26 protein-coding genes, 1 tRNA gene and 1 riboswitch are annotated in these 24,580 nt (G+C 68.7%); of the genes, 15 read left to right on the forward strand and 12 right to left on the reverse strand.

Features of this window, described 5'->3' with window-relative positions; translation table 11 throughout:
* Positions 1–44: 44 nt before the first annotated feature.
* From AC1ECW_RS10170 to AC1ECW_RS10180, 3 genes are all read right to left on the reverse strand, one after another.
* Entirely contained in the window at positions 45–1,790 is a 1,746-nt protein-coding gene (locus AC1ECW_RS10170) for a ShlB/FhaC/HecB family hemolysin secretion/activation protein (RefSeq protein ID WP_409702947.1), read from the reverse strand.
* A gap of 75 nt (positions 1,791–1,865) precedes the next feature.
* A riboswitch (cyclic di-GMP riboswitch) is annotated at positions 1,866–1,958 on the reverse strand.
* A gap of 90 nt (positions 1,959–2,048) precedes the next feature.
* Positions 2,049–2,969, reverse strand: coding sequence for a 5'-nucleotidase (locus AC1ECW_RS10175; protein WP_409702949.1), 921 nt, complete (start codon positions 2,967–2,969; stop codon positions 2,049–2,051).
* Between the two features lie 14 nt (positions 2,970–2,983).
* Positions 2,984–3,499, reverse strand: a complete 516-nt coding sequence (locus AC1ECW_RS10180) for a LapA family protein (RefSeq protein ID WP_409702952.1) — start codon at positions 3,497–3,499, stop codon at positions 2,984–2,986.
* Positions 3,500–3,783: 284 nt separating this feature from the next.
* Here AC1ECW_RS10180 and AC1ECW_RS10185 point away from each other — a divergent pair, with 284 nt between their 5' ends.
* Together AC1ECW_RS10185 and AC1ECW_RS10190 are read left to right on the forward strand one after the other, a co-directional pair.
* Complete coding sequence (locus AC1ECW_RS10185) at positions 3,784–4,116, forward strand: BON domain-containing protein (protein WP_409702954.1); 333 nt, start codon at positions 3,784–3,786, stop codon at positions 4,114–4,116.
* A 17-nt stretch (positions 4,117–4,133) separates the two neighbouring features.
* Entirely contained in the window at positions 4,134–4,295 is a 162-nt protein-coding gene (locus tag AC1ECW_RS10190; protein WP_409702956.1) for a DUF1328 domain-containing protein, read from the forward strand.
* Positions 4,296–4,298: 3 nt separating this feature from the next.
* Here the strand turns inward: AC1ECW_RS10190 and AC1ECW_RS10195 are convergent, their stop codons facing one another.
* Positions 4,299–6,095 (reverse strand): SulP family inorganic anion transporter, encoded by a 1,797-nt coding sequence (locus AC1ECW_RS10195; RefSeq protein WP_409702958.1) that lies wholly within the window; start codon positions 6,093–6,095, stop codon positions 4,299–4,301.
* 118 nt (positions 6,096–6,213) lie between these two features.
* Between AC1ECW_RS10195 and AC1ECW_RS10200 the strand changes: the two genes are divergently transcribed.
* Positions 6,214–6,525 carry a hypothetical protein gene (locus AC1ECW_RS10200; RefSeq protein WP_481201755.1) on the forward strand — a complete coding sequence of 104 codons (312 nt, stop codon included), beginning with the start codon at positions 6,214–6,216 and terminating at the stop codon, positions 6,523–6,525.
* Between the two features lie 140 nt (positions 6,526–6,665).
* On the forward strand, positions 6,666–6,875 hold the full coding sequence (locus AC1ECW_RS10205) for a hypothetical protein (RefSeq protein ID WP_409702962.1): 210 nt from the start codon (positions 6,666–6,668) through the stop codon (positions 6,873–6,875).
* A gap of 3 nt (positions 6,876–6,878) precedes the next feature.
* On the opposite strand, the gene prmC is transcribed toward AC1ECW_RS10205, so the two are convergent.
* The 3 genes from prmC to hemA all read right to left on the reverse strand — a co-directional run bounded on the left by prmC (position 6,879) and on the right by hemA (position 10,154).
* Positions 6,879–7,712: a peptide chain release factor N(5)-glutamine methyltransferase gene (prmC, locus tag AC1ECW_RS10210; protein ID WP_409702964.1), complete on the reverse strand. Its 834-nt coding sequence runs from the start codon at positions 7,710–7,712 to the stop codon at positions 6,879–6,881.
* The gene (gene prfA / locus AC1ECW_RS10215; protein WP_409702966.1) at positions 7,709–8,800 is read right to left on the reverse strand and encodes a peptide chain release factor 1; all 1,092 of its coding nucleotides are present in this window, start codon (positions 8,798–8,800) and stop codon (positions 7,709–7,711) included. Before prfA ends, prmC begins: the two co-directional genes overlap by 4 nt.
* Before the next feature lie 67 nt (positions 8,801–8,867).
* Complete coding sequence (gene hemA, locus AC1ECW_RS10220; protein WP_481201756.1) at positions 8,868–10,154, reverse strand: glutamyl-tRNA reductase; 1,287 nt, start codon at positions 10,152–10,154, stop codon at positions 8,868–8,870.
* 80 nt (positions 10,155–10,234) lie between these two features.
* Between hemA and AC1ECW_RS10225 the strand changes: the two genes are divergently transcribed.
* Both AC1ECW_RS10225 and AC1ECW_RS10230 read left to right on the forward strand, forming a co-directional pair.
* The gene (locus AC1ECW_RS10225) at positions 10,235–10,519 is read left to right on the forward strand and encodes a hypothetical protein (RefSeq protein ID WP_409702970.1); all 285 of its coding nucleotides are present in this window, start codon (positions 10,235–10,237) and stop codon (positions 10,517–10,519) included.
* Entirely contained in the window at positions 10,512–11,687 is a 1,176-nt protein-coding gene (locus tag AC1ECW_RS10230) for a sensor domain-containing diguanylate cyclase (protein WP_409702972.1), read from the forward strand. Before AC1ECW_RS10225 ends, AC1ECW_RS10230 begins: the two co-directional genes overlap by 8 nt.
* 14 nt (positions 11,688–11,701) lie before the next feature.
* On the opposite strand, the gene miaB is transcribed toward AC1ECW_RS10230, so the two are convergent.
* The 3 genes from miaB to AC1ECW_RS10245 form a co-directional block, all read right to left on the reverse strand.
* A complete protein-coding gene (gene miaB / locus AC1ECW_RS10235; protein ID WP_409702974.1) occupies positions 11,702–13,069 on the reverse strand; it encodes a tRNA (N6-isopentenyl adenosine(37)-C2)-methylthiotransferase MiaB in 1,368 nt (455 codons plus the stop codon).
* 11 nt (positions 13,070–13,080) lie between these two features.
* On the reverse strand, positions 13,081–13,464 hold the full coding sequence (locus AC1ECW_RS10240; protein WP_409702976.1) for a hypothetical protein: 384 nt from the start codon (positions 13,462–13,464) through the stop codon (positions 13,081–13,083).
* Positions 13,465–13,573: 109 nt separating this feature from the next.
* A tRNA-Met gene (locus tag AC1ECW_RS10245) sits at positions 13,574–13,650 on the reverse strand.
* Between the two features lie 224 nt (positions 13,651–13,874).
* On the opposite strand from AC1ECW_RS10245, the gene AC1ECW_RS10250 reads away from it, so the two are divergent.
* From AC1ECW_RS10250 to AC1ECW_RS10280, 7 genes are all read left to right on the forward strand, one after another.
* Positions 13,875–14,912: a sulfate/molybdate ABC transporter ATP-binding protein gene (locus tag AC1ECW_RS10250; protein ID WP_409702978.1), complete on the forward strand. Its 1,038-nt coding sequence runs from the start codon at positions 13,875–13,877 to the stop codon at positions 14,910–14,912.
* 35 nt (positions 14,913–14,947) lie between these two features.
* Complete coding sequence (gene cysP, locus AC1ECW_RS10255) at positions 14,948–15,964, forward strand: thiosulfate ABC transporter substrate-binding protein CysP (protein WP_481201757.1); 1,017 nt, start codon at positions 14,948–14,950, stop codon at positions 15,962–15,964.
* A 52-nt stretch (positions 15,965–16,016) separates the two neighbouring features.
* Positions 16,017–16,874 (forward strand): sulfate ABC transporter permease subunit CysT, encoded by an 858-nt coding sequence (gene cysT / locus AC1ECW_RS10260; RefSeq protein WP_409658991.1) that lies wholly within the window; start codon positions 16,017–16,019, stop codon positions 16,872–16,874.
* Positions 16,871–17,701: a sulfate ABC transporter permease subunit CysW gene (gene cysW / locus AC1ECW_RS10265; RefSeq protein ID WP_481201758.1), complete on the forward strand. Its 831-nt coding sequence runs from the start codon at positions 16,871–16,873 to the stop codon at positions 17,699–17,701. Before cysT ends, cysW begins: the two co-directional genes overlap by 4 nt.
* 156 nt (positions 17,702–17,857) lie before the next feature.
* Entirely contained in the window at positions 17,858–18,445 is a 588-nt protein-coding gene (locus tag AC1ECW_RS10270) for a Spy/CpxP family protein refolding chaperone (protein ID WP_409702986.1), read from the forward strand.
* A 108-nt stretch (positions 18,446–18,553) separates the two neighbouring features.
* Positions 18,554–19,276, forward strand: a complete 723-nt coding sequence (locus AC1ECW_RS10275) for a response regulator (RefSeq protein WP_481201759.1) — start codon at positions 18,554–18,556, stop codon at positions 19,274–19,276.
* A gap of 3 nt (positions 19,277–19,279) precedes the next feature.
* Positions 19,280–20,659 carry a sensor histidine kinase gene (locus tag AC1ECW_RS10280; RefSeq protein WP_409710531.1) on the forward strand — a complete coding sequence of 460 codons (1,380 nt, stop codon included), beginning with the start codon at positions 19,280–19,282 and terminating at the stop codon, positions 20,657–20,659.
* Here the strand turns inward: AC1ECW_RS10280 and AC1ECW_RS10285 are convergent.
* Together AC1ECW_RS10285 and AC1ECW_RS10290 are read right to left on the reverse strand one after the other, a co-directional pair.
* Positions 20,625–21,071: a DUF3717 domain-containing protein gene (locus AC1ECW_RS10285; RefSeq protein ID WP_481201760.1), complete on the reverse strand. Its 447-nt coding sequence runs from the start codon at positions 21,069–21,071 to the stop codon at positions 20,625–20,627. The genes AC1ECW_RS10280 and AC1ECW_RS10285 overlap by 35 nt on opposite strands.
* Before the next feature lie 17 nt (positions 21,072–21,088).
* Positions 21,089–22,396: a tryptophan--tRNA ligase gene (locus AC1ECW_RS10290; protein ID WP_481201761.1), complete on the reverse strand. Its 1,308-nt coding sequence runs from the start codon at positions 22,394–22,396 to the stop codon at positions 21,089–21,091.
* Between the two features lie 119 nt (positions 22,397–22,515).
* On the opposite strand from AC1ECW_RS10290, the gene purN reads away from it, so the two are divergent.
* Both purN and AC1ECW_RS10300 read left to right on the forward strand, forming a co-directional pair.
* Entirely contained in the window at positions 22,516–23,142 is a 627-nt protein-coding gene (gene purN / locus AC1ECW_RS10295) for a phosphoribosylglycinamide formyltransferase (RefSeq protein WP_409710156.1), read from the forward strand.
* 31 nt (positions 23,143–23,173) lie between these two features.
* Positions 23,174–24,430 (forward strand): RsmB/NOP family class I SAM-dependent RNA methyltransferase, encoded by a 1,257-nt coding sequence (locus AC1ECW_RS10300; protein WP_481201762.1) that lies wholly within the window; start codon positions 23,174–23,176, stop codon positions 24,428–24,430.
* Positions 24,431–24,580 lie beyond the last annotated feature (150 nt).

Raw genomic sequence — 24,580 nt, forward strand, 5'->3', positions numbered from 1 at the left:
GATGTCCCTTGAGTTTCTTGTGTGCTGGCGGTCTGTTCGGCGACTCAGAAGCTCCAGTGCAGGTTGAAGCCCGCGGTGGTGTCGGCAGTCTCGAAACCCGCCGGTTTTTGCACGGGTCCGCCGGCGAAGACGTCATACCGCCAGCCCTGCCAGGCACCGCGCAGCCCCAGCACGGCGCCGGTCAGGCGGGTGCCAACCAGGCTGTCGGACGAAGGGCCGCCCACTTTGCCGTGGTCCAGCCCGAGGTAGGCTTCATGGGCACTGGCACCGAGTCCGAAAGCCAGCTCGTTGCGGACCAGCCACCCCCGTTCGGCGGTCAGCGAACGTTGCGCATCGAACCCCCGCACGCTGTGGCGCCCGCCGATGGAGAAGCGATCCTGCGGCACGAGCGGACTGCGGTTCCACTGCGCCCGCCAGGCACCGCCGTAGCGAAGGCGCTGGCGGCCCCAGGGGGCATCGAGAGTCCACGGCAGGGTCCAGGCCGCGTCGGCTTGGACGAGGCGAAAGCGTGAAGTGCCCTCGCCGAAGGCTTCCTCTGGTGCGCGCCGTGCACCGAAGGCGCCTGTGCCTCGTCGGTAAGTCAACTGTGCATCCACGGTGGCGTGCCCCACAAAGGCGCGGTGCTGGACCGCGGTCTCCCAGCCGCCCGTCTGGCGACGTTGGACTTCCACCTCGGTGTCGTCGATGTAGTTGCGTGAGCTGCGCGCCAGGGCCGTGGCCGAGAGGCTGGTCTTGCGCCAGGCATCCCGGTGCACGAGCCGTGACAGCTTCAGTTCCATGTTGCGGCTGCTGCCGCTGTAGACATAGGTCTGGGTGGCACCAGCCACCGCCTGGTGGTAGTCGTAGCGGCTGGACGTGGCTGACAGCAGCCAGTAACCATAGGGTACGGAGTAGTGCACCGTGTGCCCTCGGCTGCCGCGCCGGCCCGGGTCACCACCGCCCAGATCCTGGTTGAGGCTCAGGTAGAAGAGGTCGTTGAGGGTCCACCAATGGTCGTACGACAGGGTCAGTGCCCCCTGGTACTTCCCGGTGGCTTTCGAACCGCCGTCGTCCAGGGACAGGGCAAGCCGCCAGGGAAAGGACTGTGTCCAGCGCACCACGAGATCGCTGTCGCCGGGGAGTTCACCAGGCGCGATCTGGATGTCGGCCTCGGCCGTGGGCACGCGCTTGAGGTTCTCCAGTCCCTGTTCGATGTCACGCAGGTTCAGCCACTGGCCCGGCCGCACGGGCAGGGCGTTGAGCAGCGTGGCGCGGGGGTCGCTGTCCTTGTCGAGGACCACGCGGCGCACGCGCCCTGGGATCACGGTAAGAGTAAGGGTGCCCGTCTTGAGGTCTTGGGGCTCCACGAGCACACGGGTGGTGATGTAGCCGCGCTCGATCAGGGCATTCTGGGCTTCGCGCTGCGCGGCTTCGATCCGCAGGGCCCCCAGGCACTCAGGCGCCGGACCTGCCGGGCCGTCGGGACGGGCGAGTCGTCGACGCAACGCCTGCACGGCAAACTCGAAGTGCCCGGTGTCATCGCCACGCCATGCGACTCGGGTGATGGGAAAGCAGGGCAGGTCCTGTCCTGCATCGATACCTGCCTGCGCCGAATCCGAGGGGCGTGGCAGCCGCACGTCCGGGTGGCGCTCCAACTGCTCGCGCAGGGCGCGCTCGCGCTCCCGCTGGCGCAGCAGCTCCTGGTCGGCCAAGGGCGTGGGCGTCTGGGCGAGGGAGGGGCTGGGGATTGCGGCCAACGCAGCGATCGCCGCCCCAAAGAGCAGCGCTCCCTGGAATCTTGTGGTCTGCATGCCTACCTGTGATGGGTCTTCATCATCGACAGGCAGGTGTGCGCACACCGGACATGACCAGCGCAAGCCGGCAGTTTCGGCAACCCCGCTGTCGTGGCCACCTGCGACGATGGCCTGAGACCGGAGGCTTTGCGTCCCCGGTTTTCACCGGGTTTGCCTTGTCGAACCTGGCGTTTCGCTGAGCGAAACCTTCCAGGCGGCGCGAGACTATCAATCTCGGTTTTTCTACGACACCCCCCTGTATGGGGGGGTGTGGGGTTATGGGCGGGAAGGTGCCAAATTTGTCACACCTGAGGCCACATGACCCGAGGGCACATGGGGTGCGGCGTTCTCGACGTGGCGCATCTGGTCGTCGAAGAAGAAGTCGGGCTCGAACTCGCGCAGGAAGGGGCCCTTGGGCAAGCCGCCGAGGAACATGGCCTCGTCGACTTCGATATTCCAGTCCATCAGGGTGCGGATCGCCCGCTCGTGGGCGGGCGCGCTGCGGGCCGTGACCAAGGCGGTGCGGATGCGCATGGCCGGGGTGCCCTCGCGCTGCAGGCGGTGCAGGGCCTCGAGCAGCGGCTTGAAAGGTCCGGCCGGCAGCGGCGTCGTGGAGCGTTGGCTTTCGTGGGCCTGGAAGGCGTCGAGGCCGTCGCTTTGGTAGACCTGCTCGGCTTCGTCGGAAAACAGCACGGCATCGCCGTCGAAGGCGATGCGCACCTCGCTCGGGTGTGCATCCGAGGCGCGGGCCGACAGTGGGTAGACCCGTGCGGCCGGGAAGCCGGCATCGAGGGCGGCACGCACGTCGGCCTCGTTGGCCGAGAGGAACAGATGGGCGTTGAGCGGCCGCAGGTAGCGGTAGGGCGACTGGCCGCGCGTGAACACGCCGCGCTGGATCGGCAAGCCGTAATGCTGGGCCGAGCGGAACACACGCATGCCCGAAACCGGGTCGTTGCGCGAGAGGATCACCACCTCCACGCGCGGGGGCGTCCCAGGCCCGCCGCGGTTGAAGGCCAGCAGCTTGTTCACCAGCGAGAAGGCCACACCGGGGCGTGCCGGCACGTCCAGGCGCTGCAGTTGCAGTTGCATGTAGCTGCGGTCGTCCTGGGCTTCGAACAGCCGGTTTTCCTCCTCGAAGTCGAACAGGGCCCGCGACGAAATGGCCACGACGAGCTGGCCGTCCAGGGTGCTGGGCATGGGGTGGTCCAAAGCTAGCGAGCGGTGTCGGTCGGGGCGCTGTGGTCCGCAGCCGCCAGGGTCTGCCGGTCGAGCTTGTCCTCGATCTCGCCCAGGGCGGCGGCCAGGCTGTTGCCGCTGTCGGTCACGGCCTGGCGCAAGCCTTCGTCCAGACGGCGCGTCTGTGCGACGACTTCGCCCGACACGGTGGAGACGTCCTGGCGCAGCATGGACAGCTCCTGCTTGAGCCACTGGCGCAACTCGGTGTAGCGCGAGGCCTCCGCCTTCTCGGCCAGTTCGCGTTGCTCACGTGCCTCGTGCACGAGGCGTCGCAGGTCCGTCAGGCGCTGGGCCTGCATGACCGCGATGTAGGTGAGGAAGACCACCGTCTCCAGTGCCAACAGGCCCAGCAGCACCAGGCCCAATGGGGCCTGGGTCTGTGCCACCAGGAGATAGATCTCCGTGGGCGCGACGATGGCGGGCCAGTTCAGCGCGGCGAACAGCGCGATCAGCGCCAGCACCAGGCCAAGCAGGACGGTGCGCAGGGACATGGACTTCCTCCGAGAAGACGGGACACCGCCCTCAGGCGGCTCCCCGGGGCGACATCATGGCATGCTCGGGTCGAAGTTTGCATCTGTGCATGTTCGGAGATGCATTTCATCGCCCGCAGGGTGGAGCGGCATGTCACGAGATGTAAGACCTGTCGGTCGATGCCGACAGGCGGGGCCAATGGCAGCCGACAGGCGGGTGCCGAGGGGCGGCCTAGAGTTCCTTCACGGCCTTCGGCATCGGGTCGAAGGCGTCCCCAACGAGATTCAACCGGAAGGAGCACACCATGTACACGAGCCAACTGCTTCGCATCACCGCCTTGTCGGTCGCGCTGGGCGTGAGCATCGCCGCAGCCGGCTGCTCGGCCACCCCCACCCGGGCCAGCGCCGGCGAGGTGATCGACGACACCTGGATCACCACCAAGGTGAAAGCTGCCTTCGTCGAGGACAAGACGGTCAGCGCCCTGAACATCCAGGTCGAGACCTTCCGCGGCACGGTGCAGCTCAGCGGCTTTGCCAACAGCGCGGCGGAGATCCAGCGTGCCGGCGAGATCGCTCGCAGCATCCGCGGCGTGAAGGACGTGAAAAACGACATCCGGCTCAAGCCGTCGGTGAGCTGAGACCGCAGGTCCCTACGATGCTGTACTACGCTGCCGTCTTCTTCGTCATCGCCTTGGTGGCGGCCGTCCTCGGCTTCGGTGGCATCGCCGCCGGAGCCGCGGGCATCGCGAAGATCCTCTTCTTCGTCTTCCTCGTCGGCTTCATCGTTTCGCTGGTGGTGGGGCTGCTGAAGCGCTAGCCTTCACTGGTCGAGCTTGCCGCACTCCCAGAAGATGCGAGCGCGGCAGGTGCGGCAGATTTGCGGGTCCAGGGTCTGGAAGATCCGGGCGATGGCCGTGCGCTTGTCGGGGTGGATGTGGTCGGGCCCGAGGGCATCAAGGAAGCCGGTGCGTTCCCACATCTCCAGCACCTGGGGGCGCGGCCGGTGAAAGTGCAGGTCGCCGCCCATCGCGCGCCGTGCGGCCAGCTCGGCCTGCCACAGCTCGGCGCCGGCCAGGTCGATGAAGTTCATGCTCTTGGCCATCACCAGCAGGTGCTTGGGTGCATGCGGCGCCGTGCGCAGGGTGTGAAGCCGGTCGGCCACATGCGGGGTGGCGCCGAAGTAGATCGAGCCCTCCATGCGCAGCAGCTTGAGTTGCGGACATTCGGGCAGCGCGCCTTCGGGATGTCCGTCGATCACCTCGAAATGCCGCCCTTCGTCCATCGAGGTGAAGCCCATCGTGCGCATCGCAGGCCGTGCCGTACGGTGCAGGTAGCTCATCAGCGAGGCGATGGTGCCCAGCAGGATGGCCACCTCCAGGCGGATGCTGACGGTGGCCGCCAGCGTGAGCGCGGCAATGCCGAATTCGGTGCGGTTGAGCAGGTACAGGCGCCGCCAGCGCGGCAGGTCGAGCAGCGTCCAGGCCACCAGCAGCAGCAACCCGGCGATGGCCGCCATCGGGATCAGCGCCAGCAGCGGCGCCGTGAAGGCCACCAGCCCCATCAGCAGCACGGCCGAAAACACAGCGGCCAGCGGGGTGCGCGCACCGGCCTCCAGGTTGGGCATGGAGCGGTTGAGCGAGCCGCAGCTCACGTAGGACGAAAAGAAGCCACCGATGAGGTTGGACAGGCCCTGGCCGAGGAACTCGCGGTTGGCATCGATGCGCTGGCCCGAGCGCTGGGCCACGGCCTTGGCAATCGAGATCGACTGTCCCAGGGCCACGATGGTCAGTGCGGCGGCCAGGCCCAGCAGCTCGGGCAGCTTGGACCCGTCCACCGTCGGCACCGTGAAGGGCGGCCAAGGAGAAGGGATGGCCCCCACCACCGCCACCGGTTCCCAACCCAAGGGCGCGCCCTGCTGGTTCAACGCCGTGGCCAGCAGCGTGCCGGCGGCCAGGCCCGCCAGCATGTGGGGCCAGCGCGGATTGAGACGGCGCAGCACCGCGGCGGTGAGCAGCGTGGCTGCGCCCACGGCCAAAGCGGTGAACTGCACGTCGCCTGCATGGTGCGCGAGGTGGGCCAGCCCGGCACCGGCACCCTGGCCCTGCAGCGCAGGCAGGCCCAACAGGTCGCGCAGCGCGTACAGCGCAATCAGCAGCGCCGCGCCGCTGGTGAACCCCATCAGCGCCGAAGGCGAGATGAAGTTGGCGATCGAGCCCAGGCGCAGGGCACCGACCAGCGTCTGCATCACGCCCACGAGCACCGTCACGGCCAGCGCGAGCTGGATGTAGGCGGGGCTGCCCGCGGCTGCCAGCGGGGCCAGCATGGCGTACAAGGCCAGGGAGTTCGCATTGGTGGGGCCGGACATCACATGCCGGCTCGAGCCCGCCAGCGCGGCCACGATGCAAGGCACGATGGCCGTGTACAGGCCGTACTGCGGCGGCAGGCCGGCCAGGGTGGCAAACGCGATACCCTGAGGCAGCACGAGGATGGCCCCGAGCAGGCCGGCCAGGGCATCGCAGCGCAAGGTGGCGGGGTTCACCTCGTGGACCCAGTCGCCCAGCAGGCGGGCCAGTCGGGGCAGGGTTCGGGCAGACAGGGGCGGAACAGGCAGGCTCATGCGAGACACCGGGCGGCAGCCCCGATCATAGGCGTTGCATGTGCGCCGCACCCTCCCCGTTGGGATGCCTGGAGCGGGCCGTTCTACTAGGGCGCGGCCCGTCGCCGGCCGCTTGGCGTTGCTGCTTGCAGCCTGCGGTGGCGGAGGCGGCGACCCGGGGGTCTCGCCCTTTCCTTCGGGTAGCGGCGGTGGAGGCGATGACAGCGGCCTCCAACCCTCGTCGAATTGCGCCGGCCAGCATGTCAGCCGCAATGCCAGCGGCGCGCTCGACCAAGACTGGGTGGCCTCGACGTGCACGGCCGACCGGCATCTCCACTGGGTGCGGTCCAGCGTGCACGAGAAGCACCTGTTCTACCGCGAGGTGCCCAACATCAACCCCAACCTCTACACCGGCACGCCGCAGGACTTGTTCTACGAGCCAAGCTGCTGACGCCCTGAGGTTTTGACCCGCGGCGTGACAAGCTTCGCTTGGCAGGCCGGCGATGTCCCGCTAAGGTAGTGGCCGCGCCGGCCGCCGCTGCGCTGTGCAGGGGGCCGTCATGAAACGTCGCTGCGCCTTTCGTGCAGACCATGTGGAGAGTGTGTTTCCTCAGCGGCAGCCCGCGCCGCCTGTCCACGGCCGACAAGGGGCCTTGGCACCCCGATGAGCAGCGTGTGCGCCAGTGGGCGCAATGGTTCGGCCAGCAGGGCTACCGTGTGGCCGTGCAACACAGCAACGGGGACCTCTACGAAGGCGACCGCCACATCGGCAACGTGGCAGGGGGGCGCTTCAGGGGCTGAGCCTCAGGCGCGGCGCCCCCCGGTGCAACGCCGGAGTCCCCCCAGGTCGCGGCGGCTGTCCACGGCCTCGAACCCGGCCTGGCGCAGCAGGGCCTGCACGGCGTCGGCCTGGTCGTGGCCATGCTCGAGCAGTAGCCAGGCGCCGGGGCGCAGATGCGGGGCGGCGCCCGCGATGATCGTGCGGATGGCATCGAGCCCGTCAGGCCCGGAGGTCAGCGCCAGCAGCGGCTCATGCCTGAGGTCGGCCAGATGCGGGTCGCCCTCGGCGATGTAGGGCGGGTTGCTGACGACGAGATCGAAAGGGGCTTCGCCGGCCGGCAGGGCCTGCCACCACGAACCCTGCAGGCCGCGCAGCGCCAGGCCCAGCCGTGTCGCATTCGACAGCGCGACCTGCAGCGCCTGCGGGCTGAGGTCCACCACCGTGACGTCAGCATCGGGCCGGGCCTGCGCCAGCGCCAGGGCGATCGCTCCGCTGCCGGTGCCCAGGTCGAGCACCCGTGGGGCGGACCAGTCCTTCAGGACTTCCAGCGCCCACTCCACCAGCACCTCGGTGTCGGGCCGCGGCACCAGCACCTCGGGGCCTATCTGCAGCATCAGTCCATGGAATTCCTTGCGCCCGAGCAGGTAGGCCACCGGTTCGCCTGCCCGGCGCCGCTGCAGCAAGGCCCGAAAGCGCTGCTGCTGCGGTTCATCCAGCAGATCGGTGTCGTGGGCCCGCAGCCAGGCGCGTGCCTCACGCTCACCCAGCCCCAGTACCTCGGCCAGCAGCAGTTGTGCATCGAGCCGGTCCACCCCCAGCGCCGCAGCGTCCTGCAGGGCCTGCGCCACCGTGGTCATTCGATGCCCAGCTCTTGCAGCAGCTCGGCGGCCTGCTCGGCCTGCCGGGCACTGCGCAGCGCCTCGATCACGTCGTCGAGCTCGCCCTCCATCACCGCGCCCAGCTTGTACAGCGTGAGGTTGATGCGGTGGTCGGTCAGCCGGCCCTGCGGGAAGTTGTAGGTGCGGATGCGGTCGCTGCGGTCGCCGCTGCCGATCAGGCTCTTGCGGGTGGCCGCTTCCTTCGCGGCGCGCTCGGCCCGGTCTTTCTCACGCAGCCGCGCGGCCAGCACCGCCAGGGCCTTGGCCTTGTTGCGGTGCTGGGAGCGGTCGTCCTGGCATTCGGCCACCAGGCCCGTGGGCAGGTGGGTGATGCGGATGGCCGAGTCGGTCTTGTTCACGTGCTGCCCGCCGGCGCCGCTGGCGCGGAAGGTGTCGATGCGCAGCTCGGCCGGGTTGAGCTGGATCTCCTCGGCCTCGTCCGCCTCGGGCATCACGGCCACCGTGCAGGCGCTGGTGTGGATGCGGCCTTGCGTTTCGGTGGCCGGCACACGCTGCACGCGGTGGCCGCCCGACTCGAAGCGCAGGTGGCCATACACCTCCTCGCCCTCGATACGCACGACCACTTCCTTGTAGCCGCCCAGGTCGGACTCGCTGGCCGAGAGGATCTCGCTGCGCCAGCCCCGGCGCTCGGCGTAGCGCAGGTACATGCGCAGCAGGTCGGCCGCGAAGAGTGCCGACTCGTCGCCGCCGGTGCCGGCGCGGATCTCCAGGAAGGCCGGCCGGGCATCGTCGGGGTCACGGGGCAGCAAGGCGCGCTGCAGCTCGGCCTCCAGGCGCGCCAGGTCGGCCTCGGCCTGGGCGGCTTCCTCGGCGGCCATCTCGGCCAGCTCCGGGTCGGCCAGCATCTCGCGGGCAGCGGCGAGGTCCCGCTCGCGCTGCAGGTAGCGGCGGTAGCGCTCGGCCAGCGCCGACACCTCGCTGTGCTCGCGCGTCAGGTCGCGAAAGCGGGTGATGTCGGCCACCACGTCCGGTGCGGCCAGCACGGCATCCAGCTCCTGCAGGCGTTGCAGGGTGCGGTCGAGTTGCTGGCGCAGGGCGTCTTTCATCAATCGATCAGGGAGCGGGCAGGAAGAAGGGGGCGGGCCGCGGCGGCCCGGGCGCAGGCCCGGTGGACTAGCGCTTGCCTTGGCGGCTGGGGTCGGTGGCGGCGCTGCGCAGGAACAGGCGCGAGACCGTCTCGGCCAGGTGCTGGCGGTGCCTGGGATCGGCACTGTGCAGCTCGGCCAGGGTTCCGTGCAGCATCTTGTTGGCGATGCCTCGCGACAGCGCCTCCAGCACGGCCTCGACGTCTTCACCGCGGGCCAGGGCCTTGCGCGCCCGGGCGATCTCGATGCGCCGCCACTCGTCGGTCTGGGCGTTCAAGGCCTGGATCAGCGGCACGCTGGCGCGCTGGTCCAGCCAGTGCACGAAGCTTTGCACGCCGGTCTCGATGATGGCCTCGGCCTGCGCCACGGCCGCCTGGCGCTTCTCGCCGGCCGTCTGCACCACGGCGCTCAGGTCGTCCACGGTGTAGAGGTACACGTCGTCGAGCTGGGCCACTTCGGGCTCGATGTCGCGCGGCACGGCCAGGTCGACCATGAACATCGGGCGATGACGGCGGGCTTTCAGCGCACGTTCGACCGCTCCCAGGCCGATGATCGGCAAGGAGCTGGCGGTGCACGACACCACCACGTCGAACTCGGCCAGGCGGCTGGGCAGCTCGGCCATGCGAATGGCCTCGGCGCCGAAGTGGGCGGCGAGCTTCTCGCCGCGCTCGAGCGTGCGGTTGGCCACGGCCATGGCCTTGGGCGACTTTGCGGCGAAGTGGGTGGCCGCCAGCTCGATCATCTCGCCGGCGCCTACGAAGAGCACCTTGACCTCGCTCAGATCCTCGAAGAGCTGGCCGGCCAGACGCACGGCTGCAGCAGCCATGCTGATCGAATGCGCGCCGATCTCGGTGGAGGTGCGCACTTCCTTGGCCACGGCGAAGGAACGCTGGAAGAGCTGGTGCAGCGTCGTCCCCAGGGTGCCGGCCATATCGGCCTGCCGCACGGCCTGCTTCATCTGGCCCAGGATCTGGGGTTCGCCCAGCACCATGGAGTCCAGCCCGCTGGCCACGCGGAAGGCATGGCGCGCCGCGTGGCCGCCTTCGAGCACATAGGTGTGATGCTGAAGCTGGCTGGCGCTCACGCCGCCCAGTTGGGCGAACCATTCCAGCGTGGGCGCCACCAGCTCGGGCGAGGCGGCACAGTAGAGCTCGGTGCGGTTGCAGGTGGAGACGAGGGCCGCTTCCCGGGTGTGCTGCAAGCGCTCGCGCAACTGGCGCAGCAGCGGGGGGAGCTGCTCGGGCGTGAACGCGAAGCGCCCGCGCAGGTCCAGCGGTGCGCTCGTGTGGTTCAGGCCCAGGGCAATGACGCTCATGGGGCCGATTATAAAATTCGGCGCTTTGGGCCGCAGCCGGCCGGCCGCCGGGTCTTCTTGACGCACGTCAATCGTCTCCTATGGGTTTCCTCGACGCCCTGTGGCACCTGCTCAACTTCTTCGCCCCGGCCCTGGGTCTGGCGGCGACGGCCACGGTGCTGAGCAAGCTGCTGTGGTGGCGCCGGCTGCGCGGCGTGGCCTGGACTCGCCTGCTGGGCTGGAGTGCGGCAGCGGCCACCGCCGCCTTGCTGGGGGGGCTCGTCGTGGGGGGGGCCGACGGCCGTGTGGCCACCTATGCCGCCATGGTGCTCGCCACGGCCCTGGCCCTGGCCTGGGCTGGCTTTGGTGGGCGCACGCATGGCTGAGCTCGAACTACTCTGGCTCGGGCTCTTCCTGGGGGTGGCCGCCATGGCCCTGGCCTACGCCACCGGCGAGGCGCTGATGCGCGGTGACGCCGTCAATGCCTGGTACGCGCTGCATGTGGTGATGATGGTGCTGTACCAGCTCGCGCAACTGGGTTATGCCAAGCCCGTTATGGGCGCCCAGGATCCGGCGATGGCGCAGGCGGCGCTGCTGGTGTCGGGCACCTTGCTGGCCGCCGTGAGCCTGCTGTTCGCCCGGCGGGTGCTGCCGCGGGCCCTGGGCAACCGGCGGGCCGACCGCTGGGCGGTCGTGGTCGCGGCCTTTGGCGTGGCACTCACCGCGGGCTACGTGGTCTGGCCCGAGCTGGCCCGCGAGCCTTCGGTCGCGCTGGCCCAGCGGGCCTACTACCTGCTGGCGCTGCTGTCGGTGGTGTTCCTGCTGTGGGCCTTGCGCGGCGTGCGGCTGCCCTATATCGGCTGGTATGCGGCGGCCTTCCTGGCGGCAGCCGCGGGAGTGGCACTGGAGTCCGCGACCGAGCGGGGTTGGCTGCCGGCGGGGGGCTGGTGGGACCGCTACGGCATGCTCGCCGGCGCGGGGCTGGAGATCCTGATCCTCACCTATGCGTTGAACTTCAGCGCCCGCGACCTGTTGCGCGACCCTGGCGAGCGCCGCGACGGCGCCCGCCTGGACCGCTGGACCGGCCTGCTGCATGGCGGCGAACTGCCGGGCCTGCTGATGTCGCTGGCGGTGCGTTCGCTGCGCATGAACACCTATGGCGCCGTGGTGATGCTGCGCCTGGCCAACCTGGAGGACCTGCAGCGCGCCCACGGGGCCCAGGTGACCGAGGCGGCGATGAGAGCCTGTGCCCGCGTGCTGCGCGAGGTGTGCAGCCCGGCCGACATTCCACTGCGCCTGGACGATGCGCGCTTCGTCGTCGTGCTGGAGCAGGTGCAAAGCCGCACCGAGGCCCAGGCCCTGGCCCAGCGCATCCTGGAGCTGGGCCTGCAGCACCATCCTGAATTGCCGCCGCTGGAGCGGTTGCACCTGCATGCGGCCATTGCCTGCATCCCGCAGGACCTCAAGGGCCGCCCTCAGACCCTGATCGACCGGCTGGACCAGGCCGTCGGGCAGATCCGCCGCGGCAGCGGGGCGCTGATCCGCAGCCTCTGATCCTGGGGGCCGCCTCAGCAGGCCGTCGCGGCTTCCTTCACCACCACCTCGCCGCGCAGCGAGTGCGGCAGGGCAGACGTGATCCGCACGTCGATCATCTGGCCCACCAGCCGGGCCGCGTTCGGGCCGCCGGGGAAGTTGACGATGCGGTTGCACTCGGTGCGGCCCATGAGTTCGCTGGGATCCTTCTTCGACGGGCCTTCCACCAGGATGCGCTGCACCGTGCCCACGCGGCTGTCGCTGATGCGACGCACATTGGCTTCGAGCGTGGCTTGCAGGTGCTGCAGCCGCCTGAGCTTCACCTCCTGCGGTGTGTCGTCGTGCAGGGTGGCCGCCGGCGTGCCGGGACGGGGGCTGAAGACGAAGCTGAAGCTCGCATCGAAGCCCACGTCCTCGATGAGCTTCATCAGCTTGGCGAAGTCATCCTCGGTCTCGCCGGGGAAACCCACGATGAAGTCGCTCGACAGGCTGATGCCGGGCCGCACGGCGCGCAGCTTGCGGACGGTGCTCTTGTACTCCAGCGCGGTATAGCCCCGTTTCATCGCCGAGAGGATGCGGTCGGAGCCGTGCTGCACCGGCAGGTGCAGGTGGTTCACGAGCTGAGGCAGCTTGGCGTACGCATCGATGAGGCGCTGCGTGAACTCGTTGGGGTGGCTCGTGGTGTAGCGGATGCGTTCGATCCCCGGGATCTCGGCCACGTACTCCAGCAGCAGCGCAAAGTCCGCGATCTCGGCGGTGTCGCCCATCTTGCCGCGGTAGGCGTTGACGTTCTGCCCCAGCAGCGTCACTTCCTTGACCCCCTGGTCGGCCAGACCGGCCACCTCCACCAGCACGTCCTCGAAGGGGCGCGAGACCTCCTCGCCGCGGGTGTAAGGCACCACGCAGTAGCTGCAGTACTTCGAACAGCCTTCCATGATGGAGACGAAGGCCGAGGCGCCCTCCACGCGGGCGGGCGGCAGGTGGTCGAACTTCTCGATCTCGGGGAAACTGATGTCCACCTGCGGGCGGTTCTGCGATTCACGGCGCGCCAGCATCTCCGGCAGGCGGTGCAGGGTCTGCGGGCCGAAGACCACGTCCACATACGGGGCGCGCTCGATGATGGCCGCACCCTCCTGGCTGGCCACGCAGCCGCCCACGCCAATCTTCACGCCCTTTTTCTTCAGGTGCTTGACGCGCCCGAGGTCGGAGAACACCTTCTCCTGCGCCTTCTCGCGCACCGAGCAGGTGTTGAAGAGGATGAGGTCGGCCTGCTCGGGGTCATCGGTGGGCACATAGCCTTGCGCCGCGCCCAGCACGTCGGCCATCTTGGCCGAGTCGTATTCGTTCATCTGGCAGCCGAAGGTCTTGATGTAAACCTTCTTGGGGGTCGCGGAACTGCTCATGGCCCCTCCTTTCAGCGCTGGGTCCAGGTCTGCGAGATCGGCTCGAAGTGCCAGGTCCGGGCCTCCTCGGGTGTGCGCGGCCAGGGCTTCTTCAGCTCGTCTTCGCGCAGGATCCAGACGTCCTTCACGAAGCCTTGGTGGTCCAACGTGTAATGCACGACGGCCTTGGTGCCGATCAGGGCGCCCGACAGCAGCAACAGGTTGTTGGTGCCGCGGATGCGCGAGGCCGGCACCATACGAGCCGGCTGGCCGTTGAGCAGGACCTCGGGAGGCTGCCCGAAGACCATCTCGCCGCGCAAGGCCGTGGCAGGGAACTGGCGCGCCACGACGGCCTGGGCCTGGGCGACGAGGGTGGCGGCCGACAGGGTCAGGCCGATCAGCACACAGCGAAACATGGTGTAGATCCAGGGGCTGCGGTGGTTGACGGAATTGCGGCCAAGAAGTATGCGTCCTGCGCCGCCGAAACGAAAACGGCCCCAGTGGCGAAGACTGGGGCCGGGACTCTGGTGGCGCTTCAGGGACTCGAACCCCGGACCTGCGGATTATGATTCCGTCGCTCTAACCGACTGAGCTAAAGCGCCTAGAGCCCGCCATTATAGACAGCTCCTGAACCGATTGCCAAGGGTTGGCGGACGCTGTCGCCCCATTATTTAACGCAAAAAGTAATAAGTAACGGACTATATATTCGTTCTCTTTCTGATGGCGCCTCGATAGCATCGTCTCCCTGCAGTGTTTTGAGACGGATCGCAGTCATGCACACAGTCTGGATGGTTGGCTCGGGGCTTGCATGCCCGCAGGAGTTGGCATGAGCATCGAGGTGCGCAACCTCTACAAGGCCTTCGGCAAGACGGTGGTGTGCGACCACCTGAACCTGGACATCCCCTCGGGCGAGCTGGTGGCCCTGCTCGGCCCCTCGGGATCGGGCAAGACCAGCCTGTTGCGCATCATTGCCGGGCTGGAGCGGCCCGATGCGGGCACGGTGCATTTCCATGGCGAGGACGCCACCGAGGCCGATGTGCGCGAGCGCAACGTGGGCTTTGTGTTCCAGCACTATGCCCTGTTCAACCACATGACGATCTTCGAGAACGTGGCCTTCGGCTTGCGTGTGCGCCCGCGGGCCACGCGGCCCAGCGAGGAGCAGATCCGCAAGAAGGTGACGCAGCTGCTGGAGCTGGTCCAGCTTGACTGGATCGCCGACCGCTATCCCCACCAGTTGTCGGGCGGGCAGCGCCAGCGCATCGCCCTGGCGCGTGCGCTCGCGGTGGAACCCAAGGTGCTGCTGCTCGACGAGCCCTTCGGTGCGCTGGACGCCAAGGTGCGCAAGGAACTGCGCCGCTGGCTGCGCCGGCTGCACGACGAGGTCCACCTGACCAGTGTCTTCGTCACGCACGATCAGGATGAGGCCATGGAGGTGGCCGACCGCATCGTGGTGATGAACCACGGTCGCATCGAGCAGCAGGGCACGCCCGACGAGGTCTATGACCACCCGGCCACACCCTTCGTGCTGCAGTTTCTGGGCGACGTGAACCTCTTCCATGGCCGTTTTGGCCATGCGCCGGGCGGGGCCACCGCGGGTGACGAGGTGAGCTATGTGCGTCCCCACGAACTCGATATCGTGGGCCAGCCCGAGGAGGGCACCTTGCCGGTGACGCTGTCGCAGACGCTGACCGTGGGCCCCAACACCCGCATCGAGTTCAAGCGGCTGGACGACGGCTGTTATGTCGACGTCGAGATGCCGCGGGCCCGGTTCGCGGCGCTGCGCGAGCAGCTCGGCCTGGCCCCCGGCAGCACCGCCTACCTGAAGCCGCGCCGTGTGACGCGCTTTCAGGCCGAAGCCGCCTGATCTTCCCTGTTCCAGGAATCCCAAGGATCGTCATCATGTTCAAGCAGTTCTTGCGCGCCGGCCTCGTGGCTGCCGCCTTCGCCGCCGCCCCGGGTGCCTGGGCCCAGTCCAGCCCCACCCTTCTGAATGCGTCGTACGACATCGCCCGCGAACTGTTCGCGGCGATCAACCCCAAGTTCGTCGAGCACTGGAAGAAGAAGACCGGCCAAGACGTGAGGATCGACCAGTCGCATGCCGGCACTTCGCGCCAGGCCCAGGACATCATCCAGGGCAAGAAGGTCGACACCGTCACCTTCAACCAGGCCACCGACATCGAGATCCTGGCCAAGCGCGGCCTGGTCTCGGCCGACTGGACGAAAAAGTTCCCGAACAACGCCTCGCCCTACTACAGCACCATCGCCTTCCTGGTGCGCAAGGGCAATCCCAAGAACATCAAGTCCTGGGACGACCTGGTGCGCGAGGACGTGAAGCTCATCTTCCCCAACCCCAAGACCTCCGGCAACGCGCGCTACACCTACCTGGGAGCCTGGCTCTACGCGAACGAGAAGTTCAAGGGCAATGAGGCGCAGGTGCGCGACTTCGTCGCCCGACTGCTGGCCAACGTGCAGAACTTCCCCACCGGCGGCCGCGGCGCCACGGTGGCCTTCGCTCAGAACAACCAGGGCGACGTGCTGCTGACCTTCGAGTCCGAGGTGATCAACATCGCCCGCGGCGACGAATTCAAGGCCCTGGGCCTGGAGGTGGTGGTGCCGCCGGTGTCGGTGCTGGCCGAGTTCCCGGTCGCCGTGGTCGACAAGGTGGTCGACGAGAAGGGCACCCGCGCCCTGGCCACCGAATACCTGAACTTCCAGTACACCCGCGAGATCCAGTTGCTGCTGACCTCGTTCAACTACCGCGTGCACGAGCCCACGGTGGTCAAGGCCACGGCCGACAAGTTTCCGCCGATCCGCCTGATCGACCCCGTCAAGGTGCTGGGCCCGTGGGACAGGATCAGCGAGACCCACTTCGCCTCGGGCGCCATCCTGGACCAGTTGCTCGCCCGCCGTCGCTGATCCCGTCGCTGTTCTGCCGACCCGAGCGGGCCCGTGCCGGGCCCGCCTTGCCATGGCCGTCACCGCTTCCCGTTCGCTGCTGTTGATCCGACCCGCCGTGCTGCCGGGCTTCGGACCGAGCCTGGGCATCAGCAGCTTTTTCATCACGCTGGTCATCCTCTTTCCGGTCTCGGCGCTGCTGGCCTACTCGGCCGAGCTGAGCCTGGTGCAGTACTGGCAGGCCGTCACCGATCCGCGCGTGCTGGCCAGCTACCGCGTCACCCTCGGTGCCGCGCTGTACGCCACGGCGGCCTCGGTGCTGATCGGACTGCTGCTGGCCTGGGTGACGGTGCGCTACGACTTTCCCGGCCGCCGCCTGCTCGACACCCTGATCGACCTGCCCTTTGCCCTGCCCACCGCGGTGGCGGGCTTGACGCTGGCGGTGCTGCTGGCTCCCACCGGCTGGGTGGGCCAGTGGTTCGAGCTGGCGGGCCTGAAGATCGCCTATGCCTATCCCGGCATCGTGGTCGCGATGACCTTCACCAGCCTGCCCTTCGTGGTGCGCACCATCCAGCCCGTGCTGCAGGATTTCGGCACCGAGGTGGAGGAGGCCGCCCGCACGCTGGGGGCTTCGCGCGCGCAGATCTTCTGGCGCGTGATCCTGCCCACGCTGATCCCCGCCGTGGTCACCGGAGGCGCCCAGTCCTTCATCCGCAGCCTCGGTGAGTTCGGCGCGGTGGTGATGATCGCCGGCAACATTCCCTTCCAGACCGAGGTCAGCTCGCTGATGATCTTCGTGCGCCTGCAGGAATACGAGTACCCGGCGGCCGCGGCGATCGCCACGGTGATCCTGCTGACCTCGCTGCTGCTGATGTTCGGCCTGTACGTGCTGCAGGGCCGCGTGCTGCGTTGGCAGAGGAGCGCCGGATGAAGCGACCGCAACACGGACATCAATGGGCGCTCATCGGCCTGGGTGTGGGGGTGGCGGCGCTGCTGCTCGTGCTGCCGCTGGTGCTGATCTTCACCCAGGCGCTCAGCGGCGGCTGGTCGCTGCTGGCGGCCAACCTGTCCGAAGGCTACATGCGCCATGCCCTGGGCCTGACCCTGCTGGTGGCCGTGCTCACCGTGCCCGTCAACCTGGTCTTCGGCATCGCCCTGGCCTGGTGCGTCACGCAATACGAATTCCGCGGGCGGCGGCTGCTCACCACGCTGATCGACATTCCCTTTGCCACCTCGCCGGTGGTGGCCGGCATGTGCTATCTGGTGGTCTACGGCATGGAGGGGCTGCTCGGCCAGTGGCTGGCCTCGCACGACATCCAGATCATCTTTGCCTGGCCGGGCATCGTGCTGGTCACGATCTTCATCACCTCGCCCTACGTGGCGCGCATCCTCATCCCGCTGATGCAGACGCACGGCAACGACGAGGAGCATGTGGCGCTCACGCTGGGGGCCAGTGGCTGGCAGATCTTCTGGCGCGTGACCCTGCCCAAGATCAAGTGGGCCCTGCTCAACGGGGTGGTCACGACCAACGCGCGTGCCGTGGGCGAGTTCGGCTCGGTGGCGGTGGTCTCGGGCACGATCATGAACCAGACGCTGACGCTGCCCCTGCTGGTCGAGCAGCTCAACAATGACTACAAGGTGGCTGCCGCCTTCACGGCGGCAGCCCTGCTGGCGTGCATGGCCCTGCTGAGCTTGCTGCTCAAGAGCGTGATGGAGTGGCGCCAGGAGCGGCTGCAAGCGCTGGCGCTGAGCCGCTGAGCCGCTGAGCCGCTGAGCCGCGGATCCCGGCGCCGGCCTGAACGCCGCTCTCTACACACAACTTTACGTACGCCGCACAGCATCGATACCGTGGCGGCGCACAGTCACGCTCATGGACACCGGGCATGGGGCCCGGCAGCAACCAGGAGTCAGCGCATGAGCATGATGGATTCGATTTCTCTGTGGTGCAGGCGAGCAGGCGCCGTCGGTGTGGCTACCGTCGCGCTGGTGGCCGCTTCGGCGGCCGTTGCGGCGCCCCCCGACGCCGGGCGTGACGAACCACGCGGGCTTCGAGCGGCCATGCACGAAGGGGGGCTCTATGGCGGCATGGGCTTGCGGTTGGGCGCCGATCCGCAGCACGTGGATCGTATGGTCGATCGGATGGCGCGGGACTTGGAGCTCAATCAAGAGCAAACAAACCAGATCCGGGCCATCGCGCGCGCTGCAGCGCAGGAGCTTCAAGGTCAGCGTGAGAAGATGCGACTGCTGAGGGAGCAGGCGGCGCGCGTGTGGACGCAGCCCCAGGTCGATGCAACCGCCGTGGAGTCGATGCGGCAACAACATATCGCCTTGATGGACGAACGCAGCCGTCGCATCAGCCGCGCCTTGCTGGAAATCAGCGCCGTGCTGACGCCACAGCAGCGCACCCAACTCGTGCAGCGCCTGCAGAACCACCGGCATGAGCGCAGGCATGAGCGTCGCGAGGGGATGCACCGGCCTGCTGCGCCGGCGCCGGTTCGGTGACCGACGGCACCGGGCCGGTGGACGCAGCGCCTGGCGATGCTGCTCGTGCTGCGTGCCGCGGCCCGGCGCTATGCTGTGCGGCCAATGACGTGCGCTGAGGAAATGCCGATGTCTGCACACCTGCTGCTCATCGACGACGACACCCGCCTGACCGGCATGGTGGGCGACTACCTGCGTCAGGCCGGCTATCAGGTGACGGCCGCGCCGACGCTGGCCGCCGCGCGCAAGTGCTTGGTGGTCAAAGACCATGGATTCGATGCACTCATCCTCGATCTGATGCTGCCCGATGGAGACGGCTTGGACCTGTGCCGCGAGCTGCGTGCGCAGCCGCGCACCCGGGCGCTGCCAGTGCTGATGCTGACGGCGCGCGGCGAGCCCATGGACCGTGTGGTGGGCTTGGAAATCGGGGCCGACGACTACCTTCCCAAGCCCTTCGAGCCACGCGAGCTGCTGGCGCGCGTGCGTGCCGTCTTGCGCCGTGCAAGCAGCGGGTCTTCCGAGGACGAGGCCGATGTGATGCGGTTCGGCCGGCTGGAGATCGACCTGGGCGCGCGCGTGGCTCGCGTGGACGGTCGCGAATGCGAGCTGACGGGCTATCAGTTTCAAATGCTCACGGTGCTGGCGCGGCACCCGGGGCGCGTGCTCTCGCGCGACCAGATCATGGATGCGCTCAAGGGGCATGCCTTGGAGGCCTTCGACCGCTCCATCGATGTGCACATTTCGCGCATCCGGGCGGCCATCGAGGACGACCCGAAGAACCCCAGGCGCATCCTCACGGTGCGCGGCACCGGCTATGTCTTCGCCAAAAAGCAAGACGCGGACGGTGTTTGAGACGTGAAGAGCCTGTACCTGCGCATCTATCTCACCGTCTTGGCGGTGCTGCTGTTGTTCGCGCTCGTGGCAGGCTGGCTGTTCAAGCGCAACATCGAGCACGAGCAGGCGCAACGCGCCAGCGCGCTGTCCTCGGAGCGACAAGCGGCTTGGGGCGAATTGTTCGCGCATGCCTTGCCGCCGGCCAGCGCGCCACGCCAGGCGCAAGCCCAAGGCTTGCAAGAGTGGTCCGAACGTCTGCGCGTGCCGCTGGCCTTGGACGATGCGCACGGCCAGCGCATTGCGGAGTCGGCCAGTTTCCGCGAGGCCCTGGACGAAGGGCCCCGGCGCTTTTGGCGCATGGAGCTCAACGACGGGCGTGTGCTGTGGGCCTTGCGGGGGCCGCCGCGTCCGCCCGGGCCGCGCGAGGGCCTCTGGCGCCGCGAGGTGCGTGTCATCACCGAGTCTGGCGAGGTACGGGCCTGGCCCCCAGCGGGGCCGCCGCCGGGGGCGCCCCCATGGGTTTGGTTCGAAGGCGCCCAGGGTCTGGTGCTCGCGCTGGTGCTGCTGTTCGTGGCCGTCTCGCTGGGCGCCTATCCGGTGGTGCGCCGACTCACGCGGCAGCTCGAAGCGCTCAAGCAAGGCGTCGAAGCCTTCGGCGCAGGCCGGCTCAGTCAACGCGTGCACGTCAGCGGCCGCGACGAAGTGGCCGCTGTGGCGGCAAGCTTCAACCGGGCAGCCGAGCGCATCGAGGCGCTGGTGCGTTCGCACAAGTCCTTGTTGGCCAATGCTTCGCACGAACTGCGCTCTCCGCTGGCGCGGCTGAAAATGGCCGTCTCATTGCTGGAGGCAGCCCCGGCCGAGTCGCGCTTGGCACTGCGGCAGGAGATCGAATCGAACATCCGCGAACTCGATGCGCTGGTCGAAGAGGTGCTGCTGGCCAGCCGGCTCGACGCGACCCAGGCCTTGGATCGCCGCGAGCCGGTCGATCTGCTGGCCTTGGCCGCCGAAGAGGGGGCCCGCGTGGAGGCCCAGGTCGAAGGTGAGCCCGTCGTCGTCATGGGCGACGAGCGCCTGCTGCGGCGCGCCCTGCGCAACCTGCTGGAGAATGCCCACCGCTACGGCGGCAGCGAGCCGCCGCTGGTGCGCGTGGATCTCCAGGGTGGTCAGGCCCGGGTGCAGGTGTGCGATCGTGGGCCGGGCGTGCCTGAGGATCAGCGTGAGCGCATCTTCGAGGCCTTCTACCGCCTGCCTGGGCATGCCGAGCATTCCGGCGGCGTGGGCCTGGGACTGAGTCTGGTGCGCCAGATCGCGCAGCGCCACGACGGGCAGGTGCGCTGCGAGCCGCGCGAAGGCGGCGGGAGTTGTTTCAGCCTGCGGCTGCCGCAGGGGGCGCCGGGCTGACGGCTGCATCCCCGTTCGTGCGTTCGGCATAGCGGTTGAAGCGCCAGGCCGTGCCTTGCAGCGTGATGCGCCGCCAGGTGGCTCGCTTCTCGGCCGCGCTCATTTCGGGCCACATCTGCACCTCGGCGAAGTCGCGCCCGCAGCCCTTGCACACCTCGTCGCCCTGGCTGGTCGAGCAGATCGCGATGCACGGCGTGTCGGGCGTGGTGGCGTACCAGGCCAGCCACGCGGCCTTGGCCTTCGGCGGCATGGTGTGCTCGTCGCACTCGCTGTGGCGGTAGTACACCATCAGCGCATACACCTCGGCCAGCGCGCGCACCTCGGCACAGGCCGTCACGCCGTCGGGCGAGGGCCGCTGCTGGCGCCACCAGTTGATGGCCGACTCGATGTCGGTGATGTGGATCCCGGCCACGGTGCCACCGTCGAGAGTCACTCCTGGGCCGCCATCAGGGCGGCCAGCGCCGCCTCGACCGCCGTGCGCTCCACCCCTTCGCCCAGCGACACCGGGGCCTCGTCCAGCGCCGCAGCCCCCTCGGTCCGCAGGCGCTTGACCCAAGCCCCTGCTTCACGGCCTTCGGCCAGTCCGGTACTTTGCAACAGCACGCGGCCGTCGGGCGCGGTGAGCTTGAAGTAGAACAGGCCGTTCTCGCGATACTGCTTGAAGTCCGGCAGGGCTGCGGCCTTGGCGGCCGGCGTTGCCTTGGCGGGCACGCGCGGCACGGCCACCATCGGCCGCAGGCCCACGGCATGGCGCAGTTCCTTCAGGAAGGGCGTGGCCACCGCGCGGGCCTTGCGTGCGCCGGCCTGCAGGATCTCTTCCACCTGCTCGGGGTGGGCCATGTAGCGGTCATAGGCCTCGCGCATCGGCCCGATGTGCGCCTCGATCAGCGCCAGCAGCCGCTGCTTGGCTTCGCCCCAGCCCAGCCCGCCACGCAGGTCGGCCCGGAAGGCTTCGCGCTGGGCGGCATCGGCAAAGGCGTCATGGATCATCACCAGGGCCGAGCCCTCGGGCTCCTTCGGTTCGCCGGGAGCGCGCGAGTCGGTCACGATGCGGGCGATGGCCTCCTTCAGGCCCTTGGCTCCGCCTTCGAACAGCGGGATGGTGTTGTCGTAGCTCTTGGACATTTTGCGGCCGTCCAGGCCGGGCAGCGTGGCCACATGATCGTCGATCTGCGCCTGCGGCAGCACGAAGTACTCGCGCCCACGCCCGAACAGGTGATTGAAGCGCTGCGCGATGTCGCGCGCCATCTCGATGTGCTGCACCTGGTCGCGGCCCACGGGCACGCGGTGGGCATTGAACAGCAAGATGTCGGCGGCCATCAGGATGGGGTAGCTGAACAGCCCCATCGTGACGTTGGCATCCGGGTCCTCGCCGGCGGCTTCGTTGGCATCGGTGGCGGCCTTGTAGGCGTGCGCCCGGTTCATCAGGCCCTTGGCGGTCACGCAGGTCAGCAGCCAGGTGAGCTCGGGCGTCTCGGGGATGTCGCTCTGCCGGTAGAAGGTCACGCGCTGCGGATCGAGCCCGGCGGCCAGCCAGGCCGCGGCGATCTCCAGGCGTGAGCGCTCGATGCGCTCGGGCTCGTCGCACTTGATCAGTGCGTGGTAGTCGGCCAGGAAGAGGAAGCTCTCCACGCCGGGCTCCAGGCTGGCCTGCACGGTCGGGCGGATCGCGCCGACGTAGTTGCCCAGGTGGGGGGTGCCGGTGGTGGTGATGCCGGTGAGGACGCGTTGGGTCATGGAAGACGCTGCACGAAGAAGAAGGTGGCGCGAAGGCATCGCGGTGCAAGCGCAAGATTGTAGGTGCGGCGTCCCGGGCCTGCGCGGGCCGGGAAAGGCAACGGCTACACTGCCGCCCCATGAAACGCATCGTGATCCTGATCTCGGGGCGGGGCTCGAACATGGAAGCCATCGTCCAGGCCTGCGAGGCCGAGCAATGGGGCGCCCGGATCGCCGCCGTGATCAGCAACCGCCCGCACGCCAAGGGCCTGCAGTTCGCCGCCGCCCGCGGCATCCCCACTGCCGTGGTGGACCACACCCAGCACGTCAGCCGCGAGGCCTTCGATGCCGAACTGGCCCGCGTGATCGACACCCACCAGCCCGACGTGGTGGCCCTGGCCGGCTTCATGCGCATCCTCACGGCGCGTTTCGTTCAGCACTACCAGGGCCGTCTGGTGAACATCCATCCCTCGCTGCTGCCGGCCTTCCCCGGGCTGCACACCCATCGCAGGGCCCTGGAGGCCGGTTGTAAGCTGGCCGGCGCCACGGTGCACCTGGTCACCCCCGAACTCGACCACGGCCCCATCATCGTCCAGGCCGCCGTGCCCGTGCTGCCCGACGACACCGAGGACAGTCTGGCCGCGCGGGTGCTGGCCCGGGAGCACATCATCTATCCGCGTGCCGTGCGCTGGATGGTCGAAGGCGCCCTGGAGCTGCGCAAGGGGATCGTCACCCACCGCGGCGGCGAGGCACAACTGCTGCTGTAAGCCTTGCCGTGGCCGGGGATAATCCCGCGCCATGCATCCGAACGCCCTGGTCGATCTCGCCACCGAACTCCTGCGCGCCATCCTGAAGCTGGACGCGCCGGCCGACGCGGTGGTGTCCGCCTTCTTCCGCCAGCACCGCACACTGGGGCCGCGCGAGCGGCACGCCCTGGCGGAAACCGCGTACGCCGTGCTGAGGCGGCGGCTGTACTACCAGCACTTCGCCCAATCGGGCCATGGCGCCCTGGAGCGCCGCCTGGCGCTGCTGGCCTGGCAGGGCGGGGAGGCCATATTGCGCGCCGCGACGGGCCCCAACGAGCAGGCCTGGCTGGCCCAGGTGCAGGCCGTGCAGGCGGCGACGCTGCCCGAGAAGCTGCGCCACAACCTGCCCGACTGGCTGGCCGGTGCGCTCAAGGACGCCTTGGGCGACGAGTTCTGGCCCCTGGTTGACAGTCTGTCCCGGCCGGCCCCGCTGGACCTGCGTGTCAACGTGCTCAAGGCGAAGGTGGAGGCGGTCCAGACCGAGCTGGCGGCCGCCGGCATCCAGGCCGTGCCCACGCCGTACTCCCCCTGGGGCTTGCGGGTGCAGGGCAAGCCGGCGCTGAACAAGCTTGAGGTCTTCAGCCGCGGCGACGTCGAGGTGCAGGACGAGGGCAGCCAGCTCCTCGTGCTGCTCACCGGCGCCAAGCGCGGCGAGATGGTGGTGGACTTCTGCGCCGGTGCCGGGGGCAAGACCCTGGCCCTGGGCGCGGCGATGCGCAACACCGGGCGGCTGTACGCCTTCGACGTCTCGGGCCATCGACTGGAAAAGCTCAAACCCCGCCTGGCGCGCAGCGGCCTGTCGAACGTCTACCCGGCCCAGATCGCCCACGAACGCGACGAACGTATCAAGCGACTGGCTGGCAAGGTGGATCGTGTACTGGTCGATGCGCCCTGTTCCGGCCTGGGCACGCTGCGCCGCAACCCCGATTTGAAGTGGCGGCAGTCGCCGCAGGCCGTGGCTGAACTGCAGGCCCGGCAGCGGGCCATCCTCGACAGTGCGGCGCGCCTGCTCAAGTCGGGCGGGCGGCTGGTCTACGCCACTTGCAGCGTCCTGCGCGAGGAGAACGAGCAGGTCGCACAGTCCTTCACCGAGGCGCATCCCGAATTCCGGGGGCTTGGTGCCGCCGAGGCCCTGGCCCAGGCCAAGGTGCCGCAGGCCGCCAGCCTGGTGCAAGGTGATAGCCTGCGGCTATGGCCCCACCGCCATGCCACCGATGGCTTTTTTGCCGCCGTGTGGGAACGGCGCTAGAGTCGCGGCGCTCCAACGGGAGCCACTTCAAGCCCCGGGGCCCTTGACACGGATCAAGCCCGTGTGCGGTACGGCCGGATTCCGTGCATTTGCGCGGGTCCATCGTCCCCGCGCCGGGCGGCCCGCCCCTACAATCGGGCCTGCCCGGGA

This window comes from Caldimonas hydrothermalis, from assembly GCF_056746695.1.